This window comes from Ensifer sp. EB106-03-01-XG145 (genome assembly GCF_058792075.1).
Genome location: NZ_JBYTEC010000010.1, coordinates 231,542 through 255,757, shown reverse-complemented (window position 1 = coordinate 255,757; position 24,216 = coordinate 231,542). Strand labels below are relative to the sequence as shown.

17 protein-coding genes are annotated in these 24,216 nt (G+C 61.4%); 11 read left to right on the top strand and 6 right to left on the bottom strand.

The window, feature by feature from the left end:
• Positions 1 to 537: 537 nt before the first annotated feature.
• The 3 genes from AC3WWH_RS23070 to AC3WWH_RS23060 all read left to right on the top strand — a co-directional run bounded on the left by AC3WWH_RS23070 (position 538) and on the right by AC3WWH_RS23060 (position 2,864).
• Entirely contained in the window at positions 538 to 828 is a 291-nt protein-coding gene (locus tag AC3WWH_RS23070; protein WP_058324177.1) for an ArsR/SmtB family transcription factor, read from the top strand.
• 45 nt (positions 829 to 873) lie between these two features.
• Positions 874 to 1,995: an alkene reductase gene (locus tag AC3WWH_RS23065; RefSeq protein ID WP_058324176.1), complete on the top strand. Its 1,122-nt coding sequence runs from the start codon at positions 874 to 876 to the stop codon at positions 1,993 to 1,995.
• Between the two features lie 65 nt (positions 1,996 to 2,060).
• Positions 2,061 to 2,864: an aminoglycoside phosphotransferase family protein gene (locus AC3WWH_RS23060; protein WP_058324175.1), complete on the top strand. Its 804-nt coding sequence runs from the start codon at positions 2,061 to 2,063 to the stop codon at positions 2,862 to 2,864.
• On the opposite strand, the gene AC3WWH_RS23055 is transcribed toward AC3WWH_RS23060, so the two are convergent.
• Positions 2,861 to 3,436, bottom strand: a complete 576-nt coding sequence (locus AC3WWH_RS23055; RefSeq protein ID WP_058324200.1) for a helix-turn-helix domain-containing protein — start codon at positions 3,434 to 3,436, stop codon at positions 2,861 to 2,863. The genes AC3WWH_RS23060 and AC3WWH_RS23055 overlap by 4 nt on opposite strands.
• A 37-nt stretch (positions 3,437 to 3,473) precedes the next feature.
• Between AC3WWH_RS23055 and AC3WWH_RS23050 the strand changes: the two genes are divergently transcribed.
• Positions 3,474 to 3,983 (top strand): GNAT family N-acetyltransferase, encoded by a 510-nt coding sequence (locus tag AC3WWH_RS23050; RefSeq protein ID WP_058324174.1) that lies wholly within the window; start codon positions 3,474 to 3,476, stop codon positions 3,981 to 3,983.
• 80 nt (positions 3,984 to 4,063) lie between these two features.
• Complete coding sequence (locus tag AC3WWH_RS23045) at positions 4,064 to 5,026, top strand: lytic transglycosylase domain-containing protein (protein WP_058324173.1); 963 nt, start codon at positions 4,064 to 4,066, stop codon at positions 5,024 to 5,026.
• Between the two features lie 55 nt (positions 5,027 to 5,081).
• Here the strand turns inward: AC3WWH_RS23045 and AC3WWH_RS23040 are convergent, their stop codons facing one another.
• Positions 5,082 to 6,101 carry an SDR family NAD(P)-dependent oxidoreductase gene (locus AC3WWH_RS23040; protein WP_082641118.1) on the bottom strand — a complete coding sequence of 340 codons (1,020 nt, stop codon included), beginning with the start codon at positions 6,099 to 6,101 and terminating at the stop codon, positions 5,082 to 5,084.
• A gap of 101 nt (positions 6,102 to 6,202) precedes the next feature.
• On the opposite strand from AC3WWH_RS23040, the gene AC3WWH_RS23035 reads away from it, so the two are divergent.
• Positions 6,203 to 7,123 (top strand): LysR family transcriptional regulator, encoded by a 921-nt coding sequence (locus AC3WWH_RS23035; protein WP_373419929.1) that lies wholly within the window; start codon positions 6,203 to 6,205, stop codon positions 7,121 to 7,123.
• Between the two features lie 8 nt (positions 7,124 to 7,131).
• Here the strand turns inward: AC3WWH_RS23035 and AC3WWH_RS23030 are convergent, their stop codons facing one another.
• Positions 7,132 to 7,527 carry an SgcJ/EcaC family oxidoreductase gene (locus AC3WWH_RS23030; RefSeq protein WP_113398891.1) on the bottom strand — a complete coding sequence of 132 codons (396 nt, stop codon included), beginning with the start codon at positions 7,525 to 7,527 and terminating at the stop codon, positions 7,132 to 7,134.
• Between the two features lie 275 nt (positions 7,528 to 7,802).
• The gene (gene gyrA / locus AC3WWH_RS23025; protein ID WP_058324169.1) at positions 7,803 to 10,580 is read right to left on the bottom strand and encodes a DNA gyrase subunit A; all 2,778 of its coding nucleotides are present in this window, start codon (positions 10,578 to 10,580) and stop codon (positions 7,803 to 7,805) included.
• A 422-nt stretch (positions 10,581 to 11,002) separates the two neighbouring features.
• Here gyrA and AC3WWH_RS23020 point away from each other — a divergent pair, with 422 nt between their 5' ends.
• Positions 11,003 to 11,632: a MarC family protein gene (locus tag AC3WWH_RS23020; protein ID WP_057250268.1), complete on the top strand. Its 630-nt coding sequence runs from the start codon at positions 11,003 to 11,005 to the stop codon at positions 11,630 to 11,632.
• A gap of 122 nt (positions 11,633 to 11,754) precedes the next feature.
• Here AC3WWH_RS23020 and AC3WWH_RS23015 read toward each other — a convergent pair whose 3' ends face one another.
• On the bottom strand, positions 11,755 to 12,312 hold the full coding sequence (locus AC3WWH_RS23015; protein WP_057250266.1) for a single-stranded DNA-binding protein: 558 nt from the start codon (positions 12,310 to 12,312) through the stop codon (positions 11,755 to 11,757).
• A gap of 279 nt (positions 12,313 to 12,591) precedes the next feature.
• Here AC3WWH_RS23015 and uvrA point away from each other — a divergent pair, with 279 nt between their 5' ends.
• The 4 genes from uvrA to AC3WWH_RS22995 all read left to right on the top strand — a co-directional run bounded on the left by uvrA (position 12,592) and on the right by AC3WWH_RS22995 (position 21,442).
• Positions 12,592 to 15,513, top strand: a complete 2,922-nt coding sequence (gene uvrA / locus AC3WWH_RS23010; RefSeq protein ID WP_058324168.1) for an excinuclease ABC subunit UvrA — start codon at positions 12,592 to 12,594, stop codon at positions 15,511 to 15,513.
• 45 nt (positions 15,514 to 15,558) lie between these two features.
• The gene (locus tag AC3WWH_RS23005; protein WP_082641124.1) at positions 15,559 to 16,011 is read left to right on the top strand and encodes a GNAT family N-acetyltransferase; all 453 of its coding nucleotides are present in this window, start codon (positions 15,559 to 15,561) and stop codon (positions 16,009 to 16,011) included.
• A 42-nt stretch (positions 16,012 to 16,053) separates the two neighbouring features.
• Positions 16,054 to 16,857: a DUF72 domain-containing protein gene (locus tag AC3WWH_RS23000; protein ID WP_058324166.1), complete on the top strand. Its 804-nt coding sequence runs from the start codon at positions 16,054 to 16,056 to the stop codon at positions 16,855 to 16,857.
• 781 nt (positions 16,858 to 17,638) lie between these two features.
• Positions 17,639 to 21,442, top strand: coding sequence for a vitamin B12-dependent ribonucleotide reductase (locus AC3WWH_RS22995; protein WP_058324164.1), 3,804 nt, complete (start codon positions 17,639 to 17,641; stop codon positions 21,440 to 21,442).
• Positions 21,443 to 21,687: 245 nt separating this feature from the next.
• On the opposite strand, the gene AC3WWH_RS22990 is transcribed toward AC3WWH_RS22995, so the two are convergent.
• The gene (locus AC3WWH_RS22990; RefSeq protein WP_058324163.1) at positions 21,688 to 24,036 is read right to left on the bottom strand and encodes an ethanolamine ammonia-lyase; all 2,349 of its coding nucleotides are present in this window, start codon (positions 24,034 to 24,036) and stop codon (positions 21,688 to 21,690) included.
• Positions 24,037 to 24,216: the final 180 nt, after the last annotated feature.

Here is a 24,216-nt window from a genome sequence, read left to right as displayed (position 1 = left end):
TGCGCCCTCTATTTTATGCGGCGCATTTTCTTTGTGCGATGCAGAAATGGGCAGGGATGCGCACATGACATGGCTGTCATGCATATTAAATGATTGCTGCCCGCCCAAAAAAGCAGCATACCAAACTCAGCTGATGCATCTTTGGTGGCTTCTCCTCCCAGTGCCACCGCAGCAGCTGTTCCCCTCTGGAGGTTTAATTACCTTCACAACTTATAAGGGCCCAAGTCATCTTGTGGCCCTCTTTTTTTGTCTACTGTTTGAAGACGAGCGAGCCGTGACGAAAATCACAGTCGGCTATTGAAAGCCGATACTTCGCTTCCCATATCAAAATGCAGCTGATGCATTCTTGGTGGCTCCTCCTCCCCCGCCACCGCATTAGCTGTTCCCCTCTGGAGGTTCTTATTACCTTCACAACTACAAGGGCCCAAGTTTTCTTGAGGCCCTCTTTTTTTGCCGTCATGGTGTTCACGGTCTTGTGATTTGAATATCGAGTTTTGGCGATACATCTATCGATAAAACACGATATGGCGATATACAATGGATCGAGACGAGATATTGAAGGCGCTTGCCCATCCAGTGCGGGTGAACATCCTCGCCTGGCTGAAGGAGCCTCAGCTCCATTTCCCAACACAGGAACATCCGCTCGATCTCGGCGTATGCGCCGGTCAATTCGAACGCTGCGGCCTGTCGCAGTCGACCGTTTCCTCGCATCTCGCAGTGCTTCAGCGCGCCGGCCTCGTGACAACGCGCCGGGTTGGCCAGTGGATCTTCTACCGCCGCGATGAAGAGACGATTGCCGCCTTCCTCAAAAGCATCGGCGATCTCTAAAAGCAAACAGCTCCTCCCAAGCAGACTCCACCGAAAGGACTTCCCATGGCCTCGCTTTTTGACCCCATCACCATCGGCGACATCGCGCTGAAGAACCGCATCGTCATGGCGCCGTTGACACGCAATCGTTCACCCGGCGCCGTTCCGAACACACTGAACGTCACCTACTACGAGCAGCGCGCGACGGCCGGCTTGCTGATCACTGAGGGAACGGCGATCACCCAGCAGGGCCAGGGCTATGCCGACGTGCCCGGTCTCTATACGCCGGAGGCGTTGGAAGGCTGGCGCAAGGTGACGGATGCGGTGCATGCGAAGGGTGGCCGGATCGTCGTGCAGATGTGGCATGTCGGCCGTATCTCGCACAATTCGCTGCAGCCAGATGGTCTCAAGCCGGTTGCGCCCTCTGCAATCCGTGCCAAGTCCAAGACCTATCTGATCAATTCTGACGGTACCGGTTCCTTTGCCGAAACCTCCGAACCGCACGCGCTTGATGTCGCCGAGATCGGAGGTATCGTCGAGGACTACCGCAAGGCTGCGCGCGCTGCGATCGACGCCGGCTTCGATGGCATCGAGATCCATGCGGCCAACGGCTATCTCATCGACCAGTTCCTGCGTTCCGGTTCGAACCACCGCACGGATGGCTACGGCGGTTCGATCGACAACCGTGCCCGCTTCCTGTTTGAGGTCATGGATGCCGTGACGACGGAAATCGGCGCCGGACGCGTCGGCATCCGCCTTTCGCCCGTCACGCCGGCCAACGACGTTTTCGATCCGGAGCCGCAAACGCTCTTCGGCTATGTGCTAAAGAACCTCGCTCGCTATCCCCTCGCCTACATCCACATCATCGAAGGCGCGACGGGTGGTCCACGCGACCACCAGCAGGGCGACCGGCCATTCGATTATGACGCTCTGCGTTCCACCTACGTCGCGGCCGGCGGCAAGGCTGCCTGGATGACGAACAACGGCTATGACAGGACGCTGGCGGTGAAGACGATCAAGGACGGCGAAGCCGATCTCGTCGCTTTCGGCAAGTCGTTCATCGCCAATCCGGATCTCGTCGAGCGGCTGAAGCGCGACGCGCCGCTCAACCCGCCGGATCAAGCGACCTTCTATGGTGGCGGCGCCAAGGGCTACACGGACTATCCGGCCCTTGAACAGGTTGCCTGACGCTCCCACATGGCCGATGCCCCGTCACCCGACGGGGCATTTGTCCATTGGGAAATTAACTCCTTATGTTTTCTAGATATTTTGAAAAATGGTCATTGCAGCCTGACGGCGAAATTATCGTCACGCCTTCCAGCCATCTTCAACCCGTCCGCTACCGCAACCAGTCGGCGATGCTGAAAGTCGCGCAGGATCCCGAGGAAAAGTTCGGTCGCCTGCCGATGCTCTACTGGAACGGGCACGGTGCGGCAAAAGTCTATGAGTCCGATGGCGATGCCGTCCTGATGGAGCGCACGGACAGCCAGCGCAACCTCTTTCACATGGCGATGACGGGAAGCGATGAAGACGTGACGCGCATCATCTGCCGCACCGTTGCCGAGCTTCATGCTCCGCGTTCGACACCCGTTCCCCAGGATCTCGTGCCGCTCGACAAATGGTTCGCTTCACTTGAGGCGGCCGCTCCTGCTCAAGGCGGCTTTTTTGTCCGTGCGCTCGAGGCGGCGAAAGGCCTGTTTGCCGATCCGGAACCACCTGTCGTGCTGCATGGCGACGTGCATCACGCCAACATTCTTGATTTCGGCGACCGCGGCTGGCTGGCAATCGACCCGAAGCGCGTCCTTGGCGATCGCGGCTACGACTATGCCAACCTGTTCTGCAATCCGGAGCTGCCCCTGGTCACCGCGCCGGGCCGGCTGCAGCGGCACCTGCCCATCGTCGCCGAGGAGACCGGCCTTCACCCGCGCCGCATCCTGAATTGGGTGTTGGCCTATGCCGGGCTTTCCGCCGCCTGGTTCCTGGAGGATGGTGACGACTTCGGCGTGGAGAGCGACCTGGCGATGGCGCAGATCGCAATCGCCGAGCTCGACCGTTAAGTTCGGCCGGTCCTCAACAGGACGACGGCGTAGATACAGGTCTCGCCGCTGGCGTTGCGGAAAACGCAATCCTGCGGCGGGCCAAGCTCCAGGCAATCCCCCTCGCCGAGAACATGGGTATCGAGGCCTTCCACAAAGGTCAGGCTGCCCTGCTTCACCCATATCCATCGACGATGAAGCGCATAGGCGGATGCCGGGATCGACACGTCGGCGCCTGCCGGAAGCTCGATCTCGACCAGTTCGAGCGGCAGCTCCGACATCGGTGACACGTGGCGCCGGAGATATCCTGTTTGTGGATCGCGCCAGACCGATTGGTCCCGGCGTCGCGACAGCCTGCCCTGGCTCATTTCTGCGCGCGCGATCAGGCTGGACATGGTGAGCCCGAACGCGCCCGCAAGCTTGGCGAGCAATGTTGCCGTCGGGCTGCTGTCGCCCCGCTCGACCTTGTGGATCATTGCGCGCGAGACACCCGAGCGCTCCGAAAGCTCGCTCAGCGACCAGCCGCGCGCTTCTCTTTCGAGCCGAATTCGTTCACTGAGCCGTTGATCCAGGCTGTCTACTTTAGTATCCATATCGTAGTCATATAGTGAACGAATGTGAGGAGCAAGCATGCTGATCCGAGCGGCCATCCAAGACGATCTGCCAGTCATCTGCGAGATCTACAATGACGCGGTGGCAAACACGACGGCGATCTGGAACGAGACCTTGGTCGACGTCGCCAATCGAGCGGCCTGGCTGAAGGCGCGCGCGGACGCGGGCTATCCGGTGCTGGTGGCCGTATCCGATGAAGGCGACGTCGTCGGTTATGCGTCCTTTGGCGACTGGCGCGCTTTCGATGGTTATCGCCACACGGTCGAGCACTCCGTCTATGTTCACAAGAATCGGCGCGGCGGTGGCATTGGCCGGGAACTCATGGTCGCGCTGATCGCCGAGGCCGAACGGCTGGGCAAACACGTGATGATCGCGGGCATCGAATCGGAAAACACGGCCTCGATCCGTCTTCACACCCAACTGGGCTTCATCGACACCGGCCGCATGCGCGAAGTCGGCACGAAATTCGGCCGCTGGCTCGATCTGACATTCATGCAATTGGTGCTCCCGACAGGTTCGCCGCGCTAGACCGTCTCGACAATGACCGTTTGTCGAGGCGGTCTTAGATGCTATGAACGCGCAAGGATTGTTTCTGGAAACACTTAAACGTGGGTCTTCGGCGGAAGGTGAGAGCGGGCGCTTGGGCACGGGTCGCGAGAGCGGCGCTGGCGCTGCTTGTCAGCCTTCCGGCATACAGAGCGGTCCCCGCGGCCGCTCGTATCGATGAGCTCCTCCCCCAACCGAAATGCGTCTATTCAGGGCAGTCTGTCATCGATCCCGCGAAGGCGCTCTGCATCAGCAAGGAGAACTTCGCCCGCGATGTTTGCGGCGTGATCGACCATTACGCGACGGTGAACGACCTGCCCGCGGCCTTCTTCGCCCGCCTGATCTGGCGTGAAAGCCTGTTCCGGCCGAATGCGGTCAGCCCCAAGGGGGCCGAAGGGATCGCGCAGTTCATGCCTGGAACGGCGAAGATGCGGGGGCTCAACAACAGCTTCGATGTCGTCGAGGCGCTGGGCAAGTCCGCGGAATATCTGAACGAGCTCAAGTCGCGCTATGGCAATCTCGGCTTTGCCGCCGCCGCCTACAATGCCGGAGAAAACGGGCTGGAGCGTTTTCTCGAGGTCGATTGGCTGCCGACTGAGACGCGCAACTACGTCCTGGCGATCACCGCCTACAGCGTCGAGGACTGGCGCGACAATCCACCGAAGACGCTCGACCTGACGCTCGACAAGGGCAAGACCTTTCTCGATGGTTGCGTGGCGCTCGCCAGCACCCGCAACCTTCGCGATATCGAGGTGATCGACGAAGCCGAATGGGCGCCCTGGGGCGTGCAACTCGCCGCGCACTTCCAGAAGTCGGTGGCGCAGCGATTGTTTGTGCGTGCTGCCAAGCGCCTGCCGGAACCGATCCGCAGCGAGAAGGCCCTCCTGCTCAGGGAGCGCAATGCCAGCTTTGGCCTCAGGATCCGCTACGCCGCACGCATCGGCCGCGAGACCCAGGCGGAAGCAAACAAGCTCTGCGCCACCATTCGCAAGAGCGGTGGCGCCTGCCTTGTCTTCAGGAACTGACGGTTCGACGCGCCATCCGTGCCGCTAGCCGTAGCGGCTTCGCCAGGCAATTCCACTACGCGAGAACGCGGTCACCAGTGGCCGTTCTGGCCTCTGCCTCTATAGGCGGCATGCAACCAAGTCCCCTGAGCGTCGTTGCGACCGCCTCGTCGATTGGCGTATGCGGTTCTTCGCCGAGAACCGCCAGGAGCCGCTCGTTCGGCATTCTCAGAGGTTCGCGCCAAACGTAGCGCATCTTGCGCAGTTCCCTGAACAGCGGGACGAAGGGCGAGACAAGGCCGATCAGCCACCAGGGAAAAGCCCTGACGGGTAGCTCCGGCTTGCCGACGACGCGGCGGATCGCCGCCACCATCTCCGTTCCGTTCCGGTCGAGGAAGCCGCGCATATGATAGACGGCAAAGCGCGGCAGGCTTTCGGCACGCTCCACGAGGCGGAGCATGGTTTCCGCGACATCGGGCAGATAGGCCCACTGGTGGGAGGTGCCTTCACGGCCGGGATAGGAAATCGCCGTCAGCGGTTTTCCGGGCTTTACCAGCCCTTGCGAAAACCAGTTGTTGGCGGCTCCCGGGCCGAAAAAGTCTCCTGCCCTGACGATGATGACGCCGATGCCTGCCTCGGACGCGTCCTTCAGGCGACGCTCCATCTCCTTGCGGATCAGGCCCTTGTCGGTGTCAGGGTTCTGCGGGGCGTCCTCGGTCAGAATGGGAAAGGCATCCCGGCCGAAATTATAGATCGTTCCCGGCAGGAGGATGCGCGCGCCTGAGGCTTTCGCAGCCGCGATGGTGTTGTCGAGCATCGGCAGCACCAGGGTTCCCCAGTTGCGGTAGCCGGGCGGATTGACGGCATGCACGATCAGATCGACCCCTTCCGCCGCAGCGCGAACGTCGCGTGCGTCCATGGCATCGCCTTGCCGCCAGTCGAACGCCGGCTCCGCCTGCGCTGCCTTCTCGGCGTTTCGGTTCAAGGCGCGCACCTGCCAGCCGCGCCTGCTGAGCCCGCGTGCCACAGCGCTGCCAATACCGCCCGTCGCCCCCAGCACCAGCGCGCTCTTTGTTCTTTCCGGCATCTCGGCCATGTCTCGCTCCATCCGTTTCGATGAGGACAGGATCACGCATCGCCGAGCTAAACGGAATTGCCGAAAACTCTTGATCAGATATACTGAAATATATGAGCAAGATGGACTTGAGCTGGGATTTCTACAGAACGTTTCTCGCGGTGCTGCGGGAGGGGTCGCTATCGGCGGCCGCCCGTGAGCTTGGCTTCACGCAGCCGACCGTCGGCCGGCACGTGGACGCGATGGAAGCGGCACTCGGCTATCCGCTCTTCGTGCGCTCCCCGCATGGCCTGCTGCCGACCGATGCCGCGCTGGCGCTCAGGCCCTATGCGGAGACGCTCTCCGCGACATCTGCGGCGCTGTTGCGGGCGGCGTCCAGCCAGCGTGATGCCGTTAGCGGTACCGTGCGCATCAGCGCCAGCGAGGTCATCGGCATCGAGGTCCTGCCGCCGATCCTGGCGAAGCTGCACGAGGCCTATCCGGAGCTGACGATCGAACTCTCCGCCTCCGACACCGTGGAGGACCTGCTGCGTCAGGAGGCCGATATCGCTGTGCGTATGGTCGCGCCCGCGCAGGATGCATTGATCGCCCGCCACCTCGGCGTCGTCCCCATCAGTTTTCACGGCCACCGCAGCTACATCGCGCGGCGCGGCATGCCGCAGGCACTGACCGATCTCGCCGATCACAGCCTGATCGGCTACGACCGGGAAACCGCGGCGATCCGGGCGATCATCGCCCGATCCCCCGAACTGCCGGCGGCACGGTTTGCGCTCAAGGCCGACAGCAACCTTGCTCAGCTCGCAGCGATCCGCGCCGGCTTCGGCATCGGCATCTGCCAGAACGGGCTGGCAGCGCGCGACCCCGACCTTCTCCCGGTGCTGCCTGGTCTCTTCGAGATGAAGCTCGATACCTGGCTGGTGATGCACGAGAACCTGAAAACGGCGCCGCGCTGCCGCGTCACTTTCGATGCGCTCGCCAAGGGGCTGCGCGACTACATTCGCAGTGTCGCACCTGCAGCCCAGGACGGTGATGCTTCCACTTAGCGCGGCGACTACCCATCAAGCAGCGTCGTCCCGTAGGAATTGTCGATGACGCAAAGCCATTTTCCGGCATCCGACTTGCGGAAGACGTAGGTTGCCCGCCTCACGATGGAGACATCGGCGCCCTCCGCGTCCACCGTATCGAGTACCGTTTCCATGATGACGAGCGCGGTGTCGCCTCCTTCGATCACTTTCATCTCGCCCTGGCGGACTTTCATCTGGTTCTTGAAATGGGCGGCGATCGCCACGAACGCTCTTTGGATCTGGGGCTTTCCGGTCGCGTTGAGACCGGGTTTGACGACCAGCGTCGCGTCGTCGGCGTAGAAATCCATCAAGCTCTCAAAATCTTCCGCCGTGATTGCACGGTCGGCAGCTTGGATAACCTGTTTCAGTTCGTGATCTGACATGTCCGTCTCTTGGGTTGCGCAAGACGGATAAACAAAACCCGCCTTGCGGCGGGTTGCTGCTTTCGGAAAAGGAGCGCGCGTCAACCCACCATTCGATGAATAGTGCGAATAATCGAAGCATTGACGTTGCCGACATTTTCCATGGTTCGCGCGTAACACGCTTCGATCTCGTGGGCAAGTTGCGTTGCCCGCAAAGGGACGCGTGCGCCACCAATAGAAAAGCCCGCCAAGATGGCGGGCTTTCAAAATCCTTGGCGCTTCTATCGCGTGGGCAGTTAACCCTCGGATTCGGCTGGCGTTTCCGGCGCTCCGTTCTCGACAGCCGCCTCCTCGCCTTCCTCGTCGCCCTCAGGCTCGCTGATGCGCTCGACCGAAACGACCTTCTCGTCCTTGGCGGTCGAGAAGATGGTGACGCCCTTGGTCGCGCGGCTCGCAAGCCGGACGCCATTGATCGGCACGCGGATCAACTGGCCACCATCGGAGACGAGCATGATCTGGTCGTTGTCTTCGATCGGGAAGGCCGCAACGAGTACGCCGATTTCCGTCGTCTTCGAGGTATCGGTGGCGCGGATGCCCTTGCCGCCGCGGCCCGAGGTGCGGAAATCGTAGGACGACGAGCGCTTGCCGAAGCCCTTCTCCGAGACCGTCAGCACGAACTGTTCGCGTGCCTTTAGTTCTTCGAAGCGTTCGTTCGACAGTTCGCCGCCGTCGGTGACTTCCTCGCCGACCAGAGCGATTTCTTCCTCTTCGCCGTTCGTCGTGCGCCGCTCGGCGGCCGCACGCTTCAGATAGGCTGCCCGTTCCCAGGGCTCGGCATCGACATGGCCAAGGATCGCCATCGAGATGATGCGGTCGCCGTCGCCGAGGTTGATGCCGCGAACGCCGATCGAGTTGCGGCCGGCAAAGACGCGCACGTCGTCGACCGGGAAGCGGATGCACTGGCCGAGCGCCGTCGTCAGCATGACGTCGTCATGCTCCGTGCAGGTGTCGACGGAGAGGATCTCGTCGCCCTCCTCCTCGAGCTTCATCGCGATCTTGCCGTTGCGGTTGACCTGGACGAAGTCCGACAGCTTGTTGCGGCGAACCGTGCCGCGGGTCGTCGAGAACATGACGTCGAGGTTTTCCCAGGTCGCCTCGTCCTCGGGCAGCGGCATGATGGTGGTGATGCGCTCGCCGGGCTCCAGCGGCAGCATGTTGATCAGCGCCTTGCCGCGCGATTGCGGGGTGCCGATCGGCAGGCGCCAGACCTTCTCCTTGTAGACGATGCCACGCGAGGAGAAAAACAGAACGGGCGTATGGGTATTGGCGACGAATAGCCGGGTAACGAAATCCTCGTCCCTGGTCGCCATGCCCGAGCGACCCTTGCCGCCGCGGCGCTGCGCCCGGTAGGTCGTCAGCGGCACGCGCTTGATGTAGCCGAGATGCGAGACGGTCACGACCATATCTTCACGGGCGATGAGGTCCTCATCGTCCATGTCAGGGCCGCCTTCCATGATCTCGCTTCGGCGCGGGGTGCCGAATTCGTCACGGATAGCGATGAGCTCGTCCTTGACGATGGTCATGATGCGCAGGCGCGAGGACAGGATGTCGAGGTAATCCTTGATTTCCTCGCCGATCTTGTTGAGTTCGTCGCCGATTTCGTCGCGGCCGAGCGCAGTCAGGCGCTGGAGGCGCAGGTCGAGGATGGCGCGGGCCTGCTCTTCCGACAGGTTGTAGGTGTTGTCTTCATTGATCCGGTGGCGCGGATCGTCGATCAGCCGGATGAGGCTGTCGACGTCATGGGCGGGCCAGCGGCGTTCCATCAACTGTTCGCGTGCGGTCTGCGGATCGGGCGCATGCCGGATCAGCTTGATCACTTCGTCGATGTTGGCAACGGCAATTGCGAGACCGACCAGGACGTGGGCGCGGTCACGCGCCTTGCGCAGCAGGTACTTCGTTCTCCGGCTAACGACTTCCTCGCGGAAGGAGACGAAAGCACGCAGCATATCGAGCAGCGTCATCTGTTCCGGCTTGCCGCCGTTCAGCGCCACCATGTTGCAGCCGAACGAGGTCTGCAGCGGCGTGTAGCGGTAGAGCTGGTTCAGGATAACGTCGGCATTGGCGTCGCGCTTCAGTTCGATGACGACGCGATAGCCTTGACGGTCCGATTCGTCACGCAGATCCGAGATGCCCTCGATGCGCTTCTCGCGCACCAGTTCGGCCATCTTCTCGATCATCGTCGCCTTGTTCACCTGGAAGGGGATCTCGGTGATGATGATCTGCTCGCGGTCGCCGCGCATCGGCTCGACATGCGCACGGCCACGCATGATGACCGAACCGCGGCCGGTCTCGTAGGCCGAACGGATGCCGGAGCGGCCGAGGATCAATGCGCCGGTCGGGAAGTCCGGGCCCGGGATGATCTCCATCAATTCCGGCAGTTCGATCGCCGGATTGTCGATGAGCGCCATGCAGCCGTCGATGACTTCGACCAGGTTATGCGGCGGGATGTTCGTCGCCATGCCGACGGCGATACCGCCGGCGCCATTGACGAGCAGGTTGGGGAACTTCGCCGGAACGACGGACGGCTCGCTCAGCGTGCCATCATAGTTGTCGCGGAAATCGACGGTTTCCTTGTCGAGATCATCGAGCAGCGTATGGGCCGCCTTCTGCAGGCGGCATTCGGTGTAGCGCTCGGCTGCCGGCGGGTCGCCGTCGACCGAACCGAAGTTGCCCTGGCCGTCGATCAGCGGCAGGCGGAGAGACCAGTCCTGCGCCATACGCGCCAGCGCATCGTAGATCGCTGCGTTGCCGTGCGGGTGATACTTACCCATCACGTCCCCGGTGACGCGGGCGCATTTGACGTATTTCTTGTTCCAGTCGATGCCGAGCTCGCTCATCCCGTAGAGGATGCGGCGGTGCACGGGTTTCAGACCGTCACGCACGTCGGGAAGCGCGCGGCTGACGATGACGCTCATCGCGTAATCGAGATAGGACCGCTGCATTTCCTCGATGATGGAAATCGGCTCGATGCCTGGCGGAGTTTTTCCGCCGCCGGGAGTGCTTTGCTCAGTCAATGGTGATCACGATCTTTGTTCAGAATCAGTCGGATATTTATAGCGGATTGCCACGGGAAGCGCCAATTTGCGGCCCTTCGCGCCGTTCACCCGCCAACCTGTGAAGATGTCACTGTAACGCTTTGATTCGCTGCATGATTCGTTCGACAGTCCAGATCAGGAGCCGAAGAGCCATGCGGCAGTTGTGAACAGTCTTTTGCCGCCGGAGCAGGCTTTTCTAGGGCATCGCGCGGGAAATCGGAAGACCCCTGCCGCCAATCGCCGCGACGCCGCGCATTTGCGGTCCGATTGCCGCAAGGGATTGCTCATTAAGTCATTGCTGAGACTTTGTTTGCCGCCCTCTTCCCAAGCCCGTGCCGCTTGCCTAACAATGCCTTCATGCCACCGGGAAAACCCGGGGCGAAATCCGGAAGGGGAAACGGATGTTCAATGTCGACCTCCTGGTCAATGCACTCACCACGCTTCTCGTCACGCTCGATCCGCCCGGCCTCGCGCCGATCTTCCTAAGTCTGACGGTCGGTCTCAGCCGACAGGAGCGCTTTCAGGTGGCCACCCGCGGCTCGCTGATCGCCTTCTTCATCCTTGCCGCCTTCGCCGTGTTCGGCAACGGCATCCTCGGGCTGCTCGGCATCTCGATCGGCGCCTTCCGCATCGCCGGCGGTCTTCTACTGTTCTGGATCTCTTTCGAGATGATTTTCGAGAAGCGGCAGGAACGCAAGGAAAAGACCGGCGAGAACGCGACCACCAAGGATCACATCCATAACATCGCGGTCTTTCCCCTCGCGCTTCCCCTGATTGCCGGGCCAGGCGCGATCTCCGCGACGATCCTCCTCGCCGGCTCGTTCCCGACGGCGGTCGAGCGCACGCAACTCTTGATCGTCATCGCGCTGTCTATGCTCAGCCTGTTCCTTGCGCTCGTCATCGCCGAGCGCATCGATCGCTTTCTCGGCGTCACCGGCCGCGCCATCCTGACGCGCCTGCTCGGCGTCATCCTGGCGGCGCTGGCGGTGCAGTTCGTTGTCGACGGCGTCAAATCGGCAATGGCGCTTTAGAGCCGCGGCTGATCGCCTTTCGTCGCCGAACGAGCGACAAAGAGAACGGACAACAAAAAACGCCATGTCCCAGAGGACATGGCGTTTTGCGTCAATACTGATCGACACTGATCGATGGGCGATCAGAACGGGATGTCGTCGTCCATATCGCGCGAGAAGCCACCGCCCTGGCCGCCTTGACCGCCCTGGCCACCGCCCGAACGGCCGCCACCGGAAGACTGGCGCGACTGGTCGTAGTCGTCGTAACCACCGCCGCCACCGCCGCCGTAGTTGCTGCCGCCAAAGTCGCCGCCGCCACCGCGGCTGACGCCGGAGCCGCCGCCCTCGCCGCGACCGTCCAGCATCGTCAGCGTCGAGTTGAAGCCCTGCAGCACGATTTCGGTCGAATAACGGTCGTTGCCGTTCTGGTCCTGCCACTTGCGCGTCTGCAGCGCGCCTTCGATATAGAGCTTGGCGCCCTTCTTCACATATTGTTCGACGACCTTGCAGAGGCCCTCGTTGAAGACGACGACCGTGTGCCATTCGGTCTTTTCCTTGCGCTCGCCGCTGTTGCGGTCGCGCCAGGATTCCGAGGTTGCGATGCGCAGGTTGGCAATCGGCCGGCCGTCCTGCGTGCGCCGGATTTCCGGGTCTGCCCCGACATTTCCGATCAAGATTACCTTGTTGACGCTTCCAGCCATGTTGCTTTTCCCGTGGTTTCACCGGGCCGCCGGCCCGGCTTGGAATTTCAAGAGCGCGCATCTTAGCGGTCCGATGCCGCCGATACGCCCCGCCTCGCACATAATCCACAACAGATTTGGTCGTTTTATGGGCGATTTGTTCTTTCTTTGTTCTAGTATTTGGCTATGATCCTGTCAACCGACTCGAATTGGCCGCCTGTTTTGCCGATTGCGCCTCGACATGGGCGTTAGCGTCATTACATAGGGGGCTTTCAACCGACATGCAAAAGCTGGCTTCCGATGAGTGAACTCAAGACCATCTCCATTCGTGGTGCGCGCGAGCACAATCTGAAAGGCATCGACCTCGATCTGCCGCGCAACAAGCTGATCGTGATGACCGGACTTTCCGGCTCCGGCAAGTCCTCGCTCGCCTTCGATACGATCTATGCCGAAGGGCAGCGCCGCTATGTCGAGAGCCTGTCGGCCTATGCGCGCCAGTTCCTCGAGATGATGCAGAAGCCGGATGTCGACCAGATCGACGGCCTGTCGCCGGCGATCTCGATCGAGCAGAAGACGACCTCGCGCAACCCGCGCTCGACGGTCGGCACGGTCACCGAAATCTACGACTATATGCGCCTGCTCTTCGCGCGTGTCGGCGTGCCCTATTCGCCGGCAACGGGCCTTCCGATCGAGAGCCAGACGGTTAGCCAGATGGTCGACCGCGTGCTGGAGTTCGGCGAAGGCACGCGCCTTTACATTCTTGCGCCGCTCGTTCGCGGCCGCAAGGGCGAATACAAGAAGGAACTCGCCGAGCTGATGAAGAAGGGCTTTCAGCGCGTCAAGGTCGACGGCACCTTCTACGAGATCGCCGAGGTTCCGGCGCTCGACAAGAAATACAAGCACGACATCGATGTGGTGGTCGACCGTGTCGTCGTCCGGCCGGACCTTGCCTCGCGCCTCGCCGACAGCCTGGAGACCTGCCTGACGCTGGCCGATGGGCTTGCCGTGGCCGAGTTTGCCGACAAGCCGCTGCCGCCGGAAGAAACGGCCGCCGGCGGCTCCGCCAACAAGTCGCTCAACGAGACTCATGAGCGCGTGCTGTTTTCGGAAAAATTCGCCTGCCCGGTCTCCGGCTTCACGATCTCCGAGATCGAGCCGCGCCTGTTCTCCTTCAACAACCCCTTCGGCGCCTGCCCGACCTGCGACGGCCTCGGCAGCCAGCAGAAGATCGACGTGGCGCTGATCGTTCCGGAGGAGCACCGGACGCTGCGCGACGGCGCGATTGCGCCCTGGGCCAAGTCCTCCTCGCCTTACTACAACCAGACGCTCGAAGCGCTCGGCAAGGCCTTCGGCTTCAAGCTCGGCAATCGCTGGAACGAACTGTCCTCCGCAGCGCAGAATGCGATCCTGCACGGAACGGAAGAGAAGATCGTCTTCCACTATGAGGACGGCGCTCGTTCCTACAACACCACCAAGAATTTCGAGGGCATCGTGCCCAATCTGGAGCGTCGCTGGAAGGAGACCGACAGCGCCTGGGCGCGCGAGGAAATCGAGCGCTACATGTCGGCGGCGCCCTGCCCGGCCTGCGCCGGCTTCCGGCTGAAGCCTGAGGCGCTTGCGGTCAAGATCGACAAGCTGCACATCGGCCAAGTCACCGAGATGTCGATCCGCATCGCGCGCGACTGGTTCGAAGCGCTGCCGGCGCATCTCAACACCAAGCAGAACGAAATCGCCGTCCGCATCCTCAAGGAAATCCGCGACCGTCTGCGTTTCCTCAACGATGTCGGCCTTGAATATCTCAGCCTGTCGCGAAACTCGGGAACGCTGTCGGGTGGCGAAAGCCAGCGCATCCGGCTCGCATCGCAGATCGGCTCCGGCCTGACGGGCGTGCTCTACGTGCTCGACGAGCCGTCGATCGGCCTGCACCAGCGCGACAATGCCCGCCTGCTCGACACGCTTCGCCATCTGCGTGACATTGGCAACACCGTGATCGTGGTCGAGCACGACGAGGACGCGATCCTGACCGCCGATTATGTCGTCGATATCGGCCCGGCTGCCGGCATCCATGGCGGCGAAGTCATCGCGCAAGGGGCGCCTGCCGACGTCATGGCCAACCCGAAATCGCTGACCGGAAAGTATCTCTCAGGCGAGCTTGCGGTTGCCGTGCCTGGAGAACGCCGCAAACCGAAGAAGAAAAAGGAAATCACCGTTGTCGGCGCGCGCGCCAACAACCTCAAGAACGTCACCGCCTCGATCCCGCTCGGCGTCTTTACGGCCGTGACCGGCGTCTCCGGCGGCGGCAAGTCGACCTTCCTGATCGAAACGCTCTACAAGTCCGCCGCCCGCCGCATCATGGGCGCGCGCGAGAACCCGGCCGAGCATGACCGTATCGATGGCTTCGAGCATATCGACAAGGTGATCGACATCGACCAGTCGCCGATCGGCCGCACGCCGCGTTCGAACCCGGCGACCTATACCGGCGCCTTCACGCCGATCCGCGACTGGTTCGCCGGTCTGCCGGAGGCAAAGACGCGCGGCTACCAGCCGGGCCGCTTCTCCTTCAACGTCAAGGGTGGCCGCTGCGAGGCCTGCCAGGGCGACGGCGTCATCAAGATCGAGATGCACTTCCTGCCGGATGTCTACGTCACTTGCGACGTCTGCCACGGCAAGCGCTACAACCGCGAAACGCTCGACGTGCACTTCAAGGGCAAGTCGATCGCCGACGTGCTCGACATGACGGTCGAGGAAGGCGTCGAGTTCTTTGCCGCCGTCCCGGCCGTGCGCGACAAGCTGGTGACGCTCAACCAGGTCGGCCTCGGCTACATCAAGGTGGGTCAGCAGGCAAACACGCTCTCGGGCGGCGAAGCCCAGCGCGTCAAGCTCGCCAAGGAACTGTCGAAGCGTTCCACCGGCCGTACGCTTTATATCCTCGACGAGCCGACGACCGGCTTGCATTTCCATGACGTAGCCAAGCTTCTTGAAGTTCTGCATGAGCTCGTCAACCAGGGCAATTCCGTCGTGGTCATCGAGCACAATCTCGAAGTCATCAAGACCGCAGACTGGGTCATCGACTTCGGTCCCGAGGGCGGCGATGGTGGCGGCGAGGTCATCGCCAAGGGCACGCCCGAAGAGGTGGTCAAGGAGAGGCGCTCCTATACCGGCCAGTTCCTGAAGGAGCTTCTCGATCGCCGGCCGATGAAAAAGGTCGAGGCGGCGGAGTGAACGCCTCGACGCCGATCGGCGATCGGAAGGAGTGATCGCGGCATGATGCGGCCTGCTCGTCTGGAAGATCTGGCCGCGGTGCAAAGCATGACGGAGGCGGCCTACGAGCCCTATCGGGCGCTGCTTGGCGGGCCGCCGCTCCCGGTCACCGAGGACTCTGCGCCTCGCATTCTTCGCGGCGAGGTTTGGCTTCGGGAGCAAGATGAAGTTGTCGCGGCGCTTGCCGTTTTCGAGCGGCACGCCGATCACCTGCTGATTTTCAGCATTGCCGTTGCCCCAGCCTGTCAGGGCCAGGGGCTCGGCATCGAATTGCTGAAATTCCTGGACGGCAAGGCGGCCGAGTGGGGCTTGCCGGAGGTGCGGCTCTATACCAATTCACGCATGGAGCGAAACATCGCCCTCTATCGCGCCTATGGATTTCAAGAAACGGGTCGCCGACCCAATCCCTATCGTCCAGGGTGGACACTCCTGGACATGGCGAAATCGATCAAAGACTGAAAAGCACGCGGTCAAGCGACGACCGTTGTTGAGGAGGATGGCATGGCAAAATCCGGAAAGATCCGCGTTGGTATCGGCGGCTGGACCTTCGAGCCCTGGGAGGGCACCTTCTATCCGAGCACGCTGGCAAAGAAGCGGCAGCTCGAATACGCCGGCAAGCAGCTTCGTGCGATCGAGGTGAACGGCACCTATTATTCGTCGCAGAAGCCCGAGACCTTCGCCAAATGGGCCTCCGAGGTGCCGGATGATTTCATCTTTTCGCTGAAGGCAAGCCGCTTCGTCACCAACCGCAAGGTTCTCTCGGAAGCCGGTGAATCCATGGAGCGATTCCTGACGCAGGGCTTGACCGAGCTTGGGCCTCATCTCGGACCGATCCTCTGGCAGTTCGCGCCGACGAAGAAGTTTGAACCTGACGACTTCGAGGGTTTTCTGAAACTATTGCCGGCAAAACAGGATGGGCTTTCGCTCCGCCATGTGGTCGAGGTCCGAAATCCCACCTTCCAGGTTCCGGAGTTTGTGGCGCTGCTGGAGAAATACGGCGTTGCCGTGGTGCTCGCCGAACATGCGGATTATCCGATGATCGCCGACGTTACCGCCGACTTCGTCTATCTGCGTCTGCAGAAGGGCAGCGACGATATCGAGACCTGCTATGCGGCCGACAAGCTCGACCTCTGGGCCGAGCGCGCCAAGAGCTTTGCCAGTGGCGACGAGCCGAGCGGGCTTGAGAAGAGCGCCCCGGACCGCAAGGCCAAGAAAGAGCCGCGCGATGTGTTTGCCTACTTCATCACCGAGGGCAAGGTGAATGCGCCGAATGGTGCCCGCGCGTTGCAGAAGCGCGTCGATTGAGTTCCAAGGCGGGATCAGTGCGTGCCGCTGATCCCGCTCACCCCTCACGAACCTGCCAGTCTTTGCACCTGCGCCAGTATCGTCGGCCGGGAGCGGGATGGTGTAGAGCACTATAGGTAGTGCCGATACTCCGTTCGCGACCCAAAAGGCGAGCCGCCTCAAGGCGTAAGGCGCGAATCACCACGGCCACCCCATATCGTTTTCCTGAGCGCAACCGAGGGTACCGTTGGGGACGGTTTTTATGCGGTTTTTTACCCGTCAATTTTTTGATTTGGTGCTGACCGTTGCGTTAGTCTCACAGGTAACCTCTGGAAGTGCCTGATTTTCATGGGGTTGGCCGATGTCCCCGTTTTCCACAGTCGGTCCACACAACATCTAGCGCTCAAACTTCCGTCACAAACCACCCCTTGACGCCCCCGGACGATTCACGGTTAATGGATTTCACGTTGCGACGGCGGCGGACCGGATTGTTTAGCGCCCGGTTCATCTCACCAAATCGTCGGTTCTGACAGGCGGCAGTCATGGATTTCACCATGCGGTCGCCGTGAGGATTTTTGTGCGATTTTTTGGGCCTGCTGGGGCAATATTTGGCTGGCAAAAAGATGCTGTTAACACTATATTTAGTGCTTGCAGCCAGCCTATATCACAAGATACAGGGTAACCCGGTTATGGGTTTCTCTCCAAGGACGGAAGCTGAGACTGGCTGCGGGATGACCCTCGCGGCCGGGCGGGGACAATTGCGCCTGTGGCGGGCGCTAGGCAACACGAAGGACCAGGGACAATGAAGATCGAACGTCGTTTCACCAAGGCCGGGCAATCCGCCTATGCGGAGATCGAATTCCGCAAGGCTACGAGTGAGATCAAGAACCCCGATGGTTCGATCGTCTTCCGCCTAGCCGATATCGACGTTCCGGCTCAGTTCAGTCAGGTCGCTGCCGACATCCTCGCCCAGAAGTATTTCCGCAAGGCCGGCGTGCCTGCCAAGCTGAAGCGCGTCGAGGAGAACGATGTCCCCTCCTTCCTCTGGCGCTCGGTTCCCGACACGGAAGCGCTGAAGGCGCTGCCGAAGGATGAACAATACGGCTCCGAAACCGATGCACGCCAGGTTTTCGATCGCCTGGCCGGCACCTGGGCCTATTGGGGCTGGAAGGGCGGTTACTTCGCCAGCGAAGAAGACGCCTCCGCCTTCCGTGACGAACTTGCCTATATGCTCGCCACTCAGCGCGTTGCGCCGAACTCGCCGCAATGGTTCAACACCGGCCTGCATTGGGCCTACGGCATCGATGGTCCCGGCCAGGGCCATTTCTATGTCGACCCCTTCACCGGCAAGCTGACCAAGTCCAAGTCGGCCTACGAACACCCGCAGCCGCACGCCTGCTTCATCCAGTCGGTTGCCGACGACCTCGTCAACGAGGGCGGCATCATGGATCTCTGGGTGCGTGAAGCGCGCCTGTTCAAGTATGGCTCGGGCACCGGCTCCAACTTCTCGCATCTGCGCAGCGAAGGCGAAAAGCTCTCGGGCGGCGGCAAGTCCTCGGGCCTGATGTCGTTCCTGAAGATCGGCGACCGCGCCGCCGGCGCCATCAAGTCGGGCGGCACCACCCGTCGCGCCGCCAAGATGGTCGTCGTCGACATCGACCATCCGGACATCGAGGAATACATCAACTGGAAGGTCAAGGAAGAGCAGAAGGTTGCCGCCCTCGTCACCGGTTCCAAGGTCGTCGCCAAACACCTGAAGGCGATCATGAAGGCCTGCGTCAACTGCGACGGCACCGACGACGCCTGCTACGACCCGAAGCAGAACCCGGCGCTGAAGCGCGAGATCCGCGCTGCCAAGCAGGCGCTGGTTCCGGAAAACTACGTCCAGCGCGTCATCCAGTTCGCAAAGCAGGGCTACAAGGACCTCGAGTTCAAGACCTATGACACCGACTGGGATTCTGAAGCTTATCTTACGGTTTCGGGCCAGAACTCGAACAACTCGGTCTCGATCAAGGACGACTTCCTGCGCGCCGTCGAAGCCGATGGCGACTGGCACCTGACCGCCCGCAAGGACGGCCGCGTGATGAAGACGCTGAAGGCCCGTGACCTCTGGGAGTCGATCTCCTACGCCGCCTGGGCGTCCGCCGATCCGGGCCTGCACTTCAACACGACGATGAACGACTGGCACACGAGCCCCGCCGCCGGCCCGATCCGCGCGTCGAACCCGTGCTCGGAGTACATGTTCCTCGACGACACCGCCTGCAACCTTGCCTCGCTGAACCTGATGATGTTCAAGGATGCGGCGACCAAGCGCATCAACATCGCCGATTACGAGCACGCCGTCCGCCTCTGGACCGTTGTCCTCGAAGTCTCGGTCATGATGGCGCAGTTCCCGTCCCGCGAGATCGCCGAACTCTCCTACGAATACCGCACGCTCGGCCTCGGCTATGCCAATATCGGCGGCCTGTTGATGTCCTCGGGCATCCCCTATGACTCAACCGAAGGCCGCGCCATCGCCGGTGCCCTGACCGCGATCATGACCGGCATCTCCTACGCCACCTCGGCCGAAATGGCCGAGAAGCTGGGTCCGTTCCCGGGCTTTGCCCCGAACCGCGACAACATGCTGCGCGTCATCCGCAACCATCGCCGCGCCGCCTATGGCGAGACGACCGGCTACGAGGCGCTCTCGGTCAACCCGGTCGCCCTCATCCATGGCGACAATCCGGACCAGGACCTCGTCATCCACGCCATGAGCGCCTGGGACAAGGCGCTGGAACTCGGCGAAAAGCACGGCTACCGCAACGCCCAGGCAACCGTCATCGCGCCGACCGGCACGATCGGCCTCGTCATGGACTGCGATACGACCGGCATCGAGCCCGACTTCGCGCTGGTGAAATTCAAGAAGCTCGCCGGCGGCGGCTACTTCAAGATCATCAACCGTGCCGTACCGGAAGCGCTGCGCTCGCTCGGTTATAGCGAAAGCCAGATCGCCGAGATCGAGGCTTACGCCGTCGGCCATGGCAACCTGAACCAGGCGCCGGCAATCAACCCGTCAACGCTGAAGGCCAAGGGCTTCACCGACGAGAAGGTCGAAGCGGTCAACGCCGCGTTGAAGAGTGCCTTCGACATCAAGTTCGTCTTCAACCAGTGGACGCTGGGCGCCGACTTCCTCAAGGGCACGCTGAAGGTCACCGACGAGCAGCTCGGCGCGATGGACTTCAACCTCCTCGACCATATGGGCTTCTCGAAGAAGGACATCGAAGCAGCCAACATCCACGTTTGCGGCGCGATGACGCTTGAAGGCGCGCCGTTCCTGAAGAACGAGCACCTGCCGGTCTTCGATTGCGCTAACCCCTGCGGCAAGATCGGCAAGCGCTACCTCTCGGTCGAAAGCCACATCCGCATGATGGCGGCTGCCCAGCCGTTCATCTCGGGCGCCATCTCCAAGACGATCAACATGCCGAACGAGGCGACCGTCGAGGACTGCAAGAACGCCTACATGCTTTCCTGGAAGCTGGCGCTGAAGGCGAACGCCCTTTACCGCGATGGTTCCAAGCTGTCGCAGCCGCTGAACGCCTCGCTGATCGAGGACGACAAGGACGAGGATGCGCTGGAGGATCTGATCCAGGCGCCGGCCGCCGCCCAGGCCGTGACCATCACCGAAAAGATCGTCGAGCGCGTCATCGAAAAGGTGATCCGCGCCCGCGAAAAGCTGCCGAACCGCCGCCAGGGCTACACCCAGAAGGCCGTTGTCGGTGGTCACAAGGTGTATCTGCGCACCGGCGAATTCGGTGATGGCCGCCTCGGCGAGATCTTCATCGACATGCACAAGGAAGGCGCTGCCTTCCGTGCGATGATGAACAACTTCGCCATCGCCATCTCGCTCGGCCTGCAATATGGCGTGCCGCTCGAAGAATATGTGGAGGCCTTCACCTTCACCAAGTTCGAGCCGGCCGGCATGGTCCAGGGCAACGATGCGATCAAGAACGCGACGTCGATCCTCGACTACGTCTTCCGCGAACTCGCCGTCTCCTATCTCGGCCGCCACGACCTCGCCCATGTCGACACGTCCGATTTCAGCAACACGGCGCTCGGCAAGGGGATCCAGGAAGGCAAGACCAACCTGATTTCGACAGGCTGGACCCGTGGCTACAAGCCGACCATCGTCGGTGGCACGGCCGAACGCGCCGGCGAGCCGAAGGGCTCGGCAACGGCTGCTCCTGCCCGCGCCTCTTCTGGCGCAACCGTAACGGCGATCGCCGGCAACACGGTGCGCAAGATCGAGACGACAACCGCCATCGCGACCTCCGAAATCGTCGCCTTCAAGCGCGATTACGAAGAACGTGCGGCGGAATTGGCCGAAGAGATTGCCGAGGAAACGGCTGAGACGGTTACGGAAGTGACGGCTCTCTTCTCCGACAAGGCAGCCGCCGAAGCGGCATCGGCCAAGACGGACGCCAAAAAGGTGGAGGCCGAGCGCCGCGCCCGCTCGATCATGCAGGGCTACACCGGCAACATGTGCACCGAGTGCCAGAACTTCACGATGGTGCGCAACGGCACCTGCGAGAAGTGCGACACCTGCGGTGCGACGAGCGGCTGCAGCTAACCTGCTCCACCGAGATGGTGGTTGTGGTGACGTATCAATCAGTCACGCGGTTTTCATGGAACGCGTGACTGTCCCCCGACCAGAATTTTGCCCAGGGGCGTTTGAGCCGTGCCCCTGGGTTTTTTCGTGGATGGGACGTGACTCGGTCAGTCAGCGCGTCCTGTCGTGCTTGTGTGCAAAGCTGACGCCGCTGTTGCCGCTCCCAGGGCAGATACCGCTCTGCTGTCCTGCAGCACGATGCGCGATCATCCATATCGCCGGCTGCCGTTCACATCCTTGCCGATGATCTCCCGGATGATCGTCAGGGTCTCCCTCGCCGCCTCCTTGGGGGCAAGCGCGGTATCGGCGACGTTGCTGACCAGTTTCGTCATGTCGTGGTCGATGTCCTTCTCCGCCCAACGCTTGCCCTTGGCGACGGTGATATAGACCGAGTAGGCATGGTGCATGGTGCCTGGCCGCTCGCCGATGATGTGGAGGATGCCTCGGAAACTGTTGGGATCTGCATCTCCAAAAAGCATCTCGCCGATCCTGTAGCCGGCCCGCACCCTGCCGCTGGTCACCAGGATGTTCTTGTCGCTCACCGTGACACCGGCGTCTCCAAGCAACCTTCGCATCTCTTCGAGGTAAGGCGCTAGATGCCCGTCATCCATGATGGCCTTGGCATTGAGACCGTCCGATATGACGATCTGACCTTTGGGCATGTCGCCCTTCCACGAAGCCCTTATCCGCTCAATCTCCTTGATGGAATCCGGGCTCAGCGCTTCACCGGTGGTCGGGTGCGCGATGTAGTCGTTCCGGTCCTTGGACAGGGTGCGAACCGGGACGACGCCGGGCACGGCAGCGATAAACTCCGGCGTAAGTTCGGCCCAAAGAGATTGTTTGGCGTCGTCATACAGACCCCTCACCTTCGTCGCGAGCGCAGGGTTGAGATCCCAGATCTTCTCGCCGTGACCCGTCGCCAGGTCGACGCCTCTTGCTTCGACCTCCATCATCATCTGCCTGCCTTCGGCGTAGACGGTTTCCTTTGGCCGCTTGTCACCCTTGGCGAGGCGGTACTGATAATAGACCCAGAGGGGATCCCCGTAGTTTGACGTGTAGCTGTTGTCGTTGCCGACGATCCCGATGCGTTTGTAGAAATCCCACATCGCATCGTTGACCTTGAAGCCAAATTTCTCCCTCACGCGTACGTGATCCTGAAACGCGGTCGTCAGATAACTCAACATCGGGTCGTTTTTGGTGGGCAGAGCAATCAGGTAGGCCGGATTGGCCGGCATGATCTGGTCCTGGCACCAATCCAGATCGTCCAGGCTGACAGTCATATGCAGGGTGGTGCAGATATCGAGGCCGATGGTCAGCCCATGGAGCTTACCCATGACCATGTCTTCGAGGCAGCACCGTACGAGTTGTTCGCGACTCTTGAAGACCTCCGGCCCGATGAAGCCGGCAACATCGTTGACATGGAGCCATGCGCCCTTGGGCTGCACCTTCGCAAGCTCCAGGCTCACGGCCCTGCTGAAGCCGTACTTTCGAGACTCAAGCACCATCATGTCGACGCCGTTTGCCACGCCGTTGGTGAATTCCGAGCCTTGCCCGGTCTCGAAGTAGAGGCCATATCTTTCCCCTGCCTTCGCGCTTGCATATTTCAGGATCTTCTCATTGGTGATGTCGAAGATCTTGTTGCAGTCATCCGTTCCCGCGAGGCTCTGGAACACCGTGGATACCGTTCCGGGGAAGCTCTCGTTCACCTCGGCCTGAACGTCGATGTGGGCGAGCACGCACCAGGGAATGACGTCAACCAGCTTGAAGGTATCGACGATATCCTTGAGGGCACGTTCCACCGTGACGACGCTGTTGACGGTACTGTCCACCGGGTTGGTGCCGATGACGATGTCGCCGGTTGCATAGGAGAACGCATCGAAGACCTGCCACATGATGTCGTCGGGGTGGTCGGTTGGCGAATTCGGCTGAATACGCGCGCCCATATACCCCTTGGCCCCCAACTTGGTGCCGGGCATGACGTTGAAGATCTTTTGGCTGACGGAGATAAGCTCTTCGTTGCTCATCAGTTTCGGCACGCAACCGATCGTATCGCTGGTCAGCCCATTCATGATGCCTTTGATCTCTTCTTCCGATGCAGTCAGGAGAAACTCCTTCAGCTGGCCCATGGTCCAGTCTTTGACCTTTTCGTGCTGGGCCTGGTCCGTTGTCTGCCAGATCAGCCTTTGCAGATCGTCCTCAAGCAGCGGGCGCTGGTGAAGGTCTCCGATCTTCGTGCTTGCCAGAAGGGTCCGGGCGTTCGTTCGCGATGTGTCATTTTCCGCCACCACCCCGATCGTCTGATCTCCTTCCTTGAACGCGTTCGCACACCCCAGCACCTGTCGATAGGTCGTCTCGTCAAAAGCGCCCTTGATCCTGCTGATATAGGCAAAGACGTCCTCGCCCTGCTTCACCTCATCGATCACAAGGGTGCCTCCGCCCGGTGCTGCCCGGGCAGCCTGGCTATATGTGGCAAGCGTGGCCGCCGCAGTCCCTGCCACCAGCAGGAGATCTCGTCTGGAAAGTCCGTGCTGATCCGAGAACATGCCCTTGCTCATTGCCATTTCCTTTCTGCAAAAGGTCTGCGGGCATTTCGCCAAACGGCCCGGGTGGGGACGGCGATTTGAGGAGGCGCGCAGTTTGGGTGCGCAATACATTCTCCAGTCCGGGCATGGGCCTGCTATTCCCATCAATCGATGCGGCACCGTTCCTTTGGCGGAAACGAAGCGGGGCCTCTC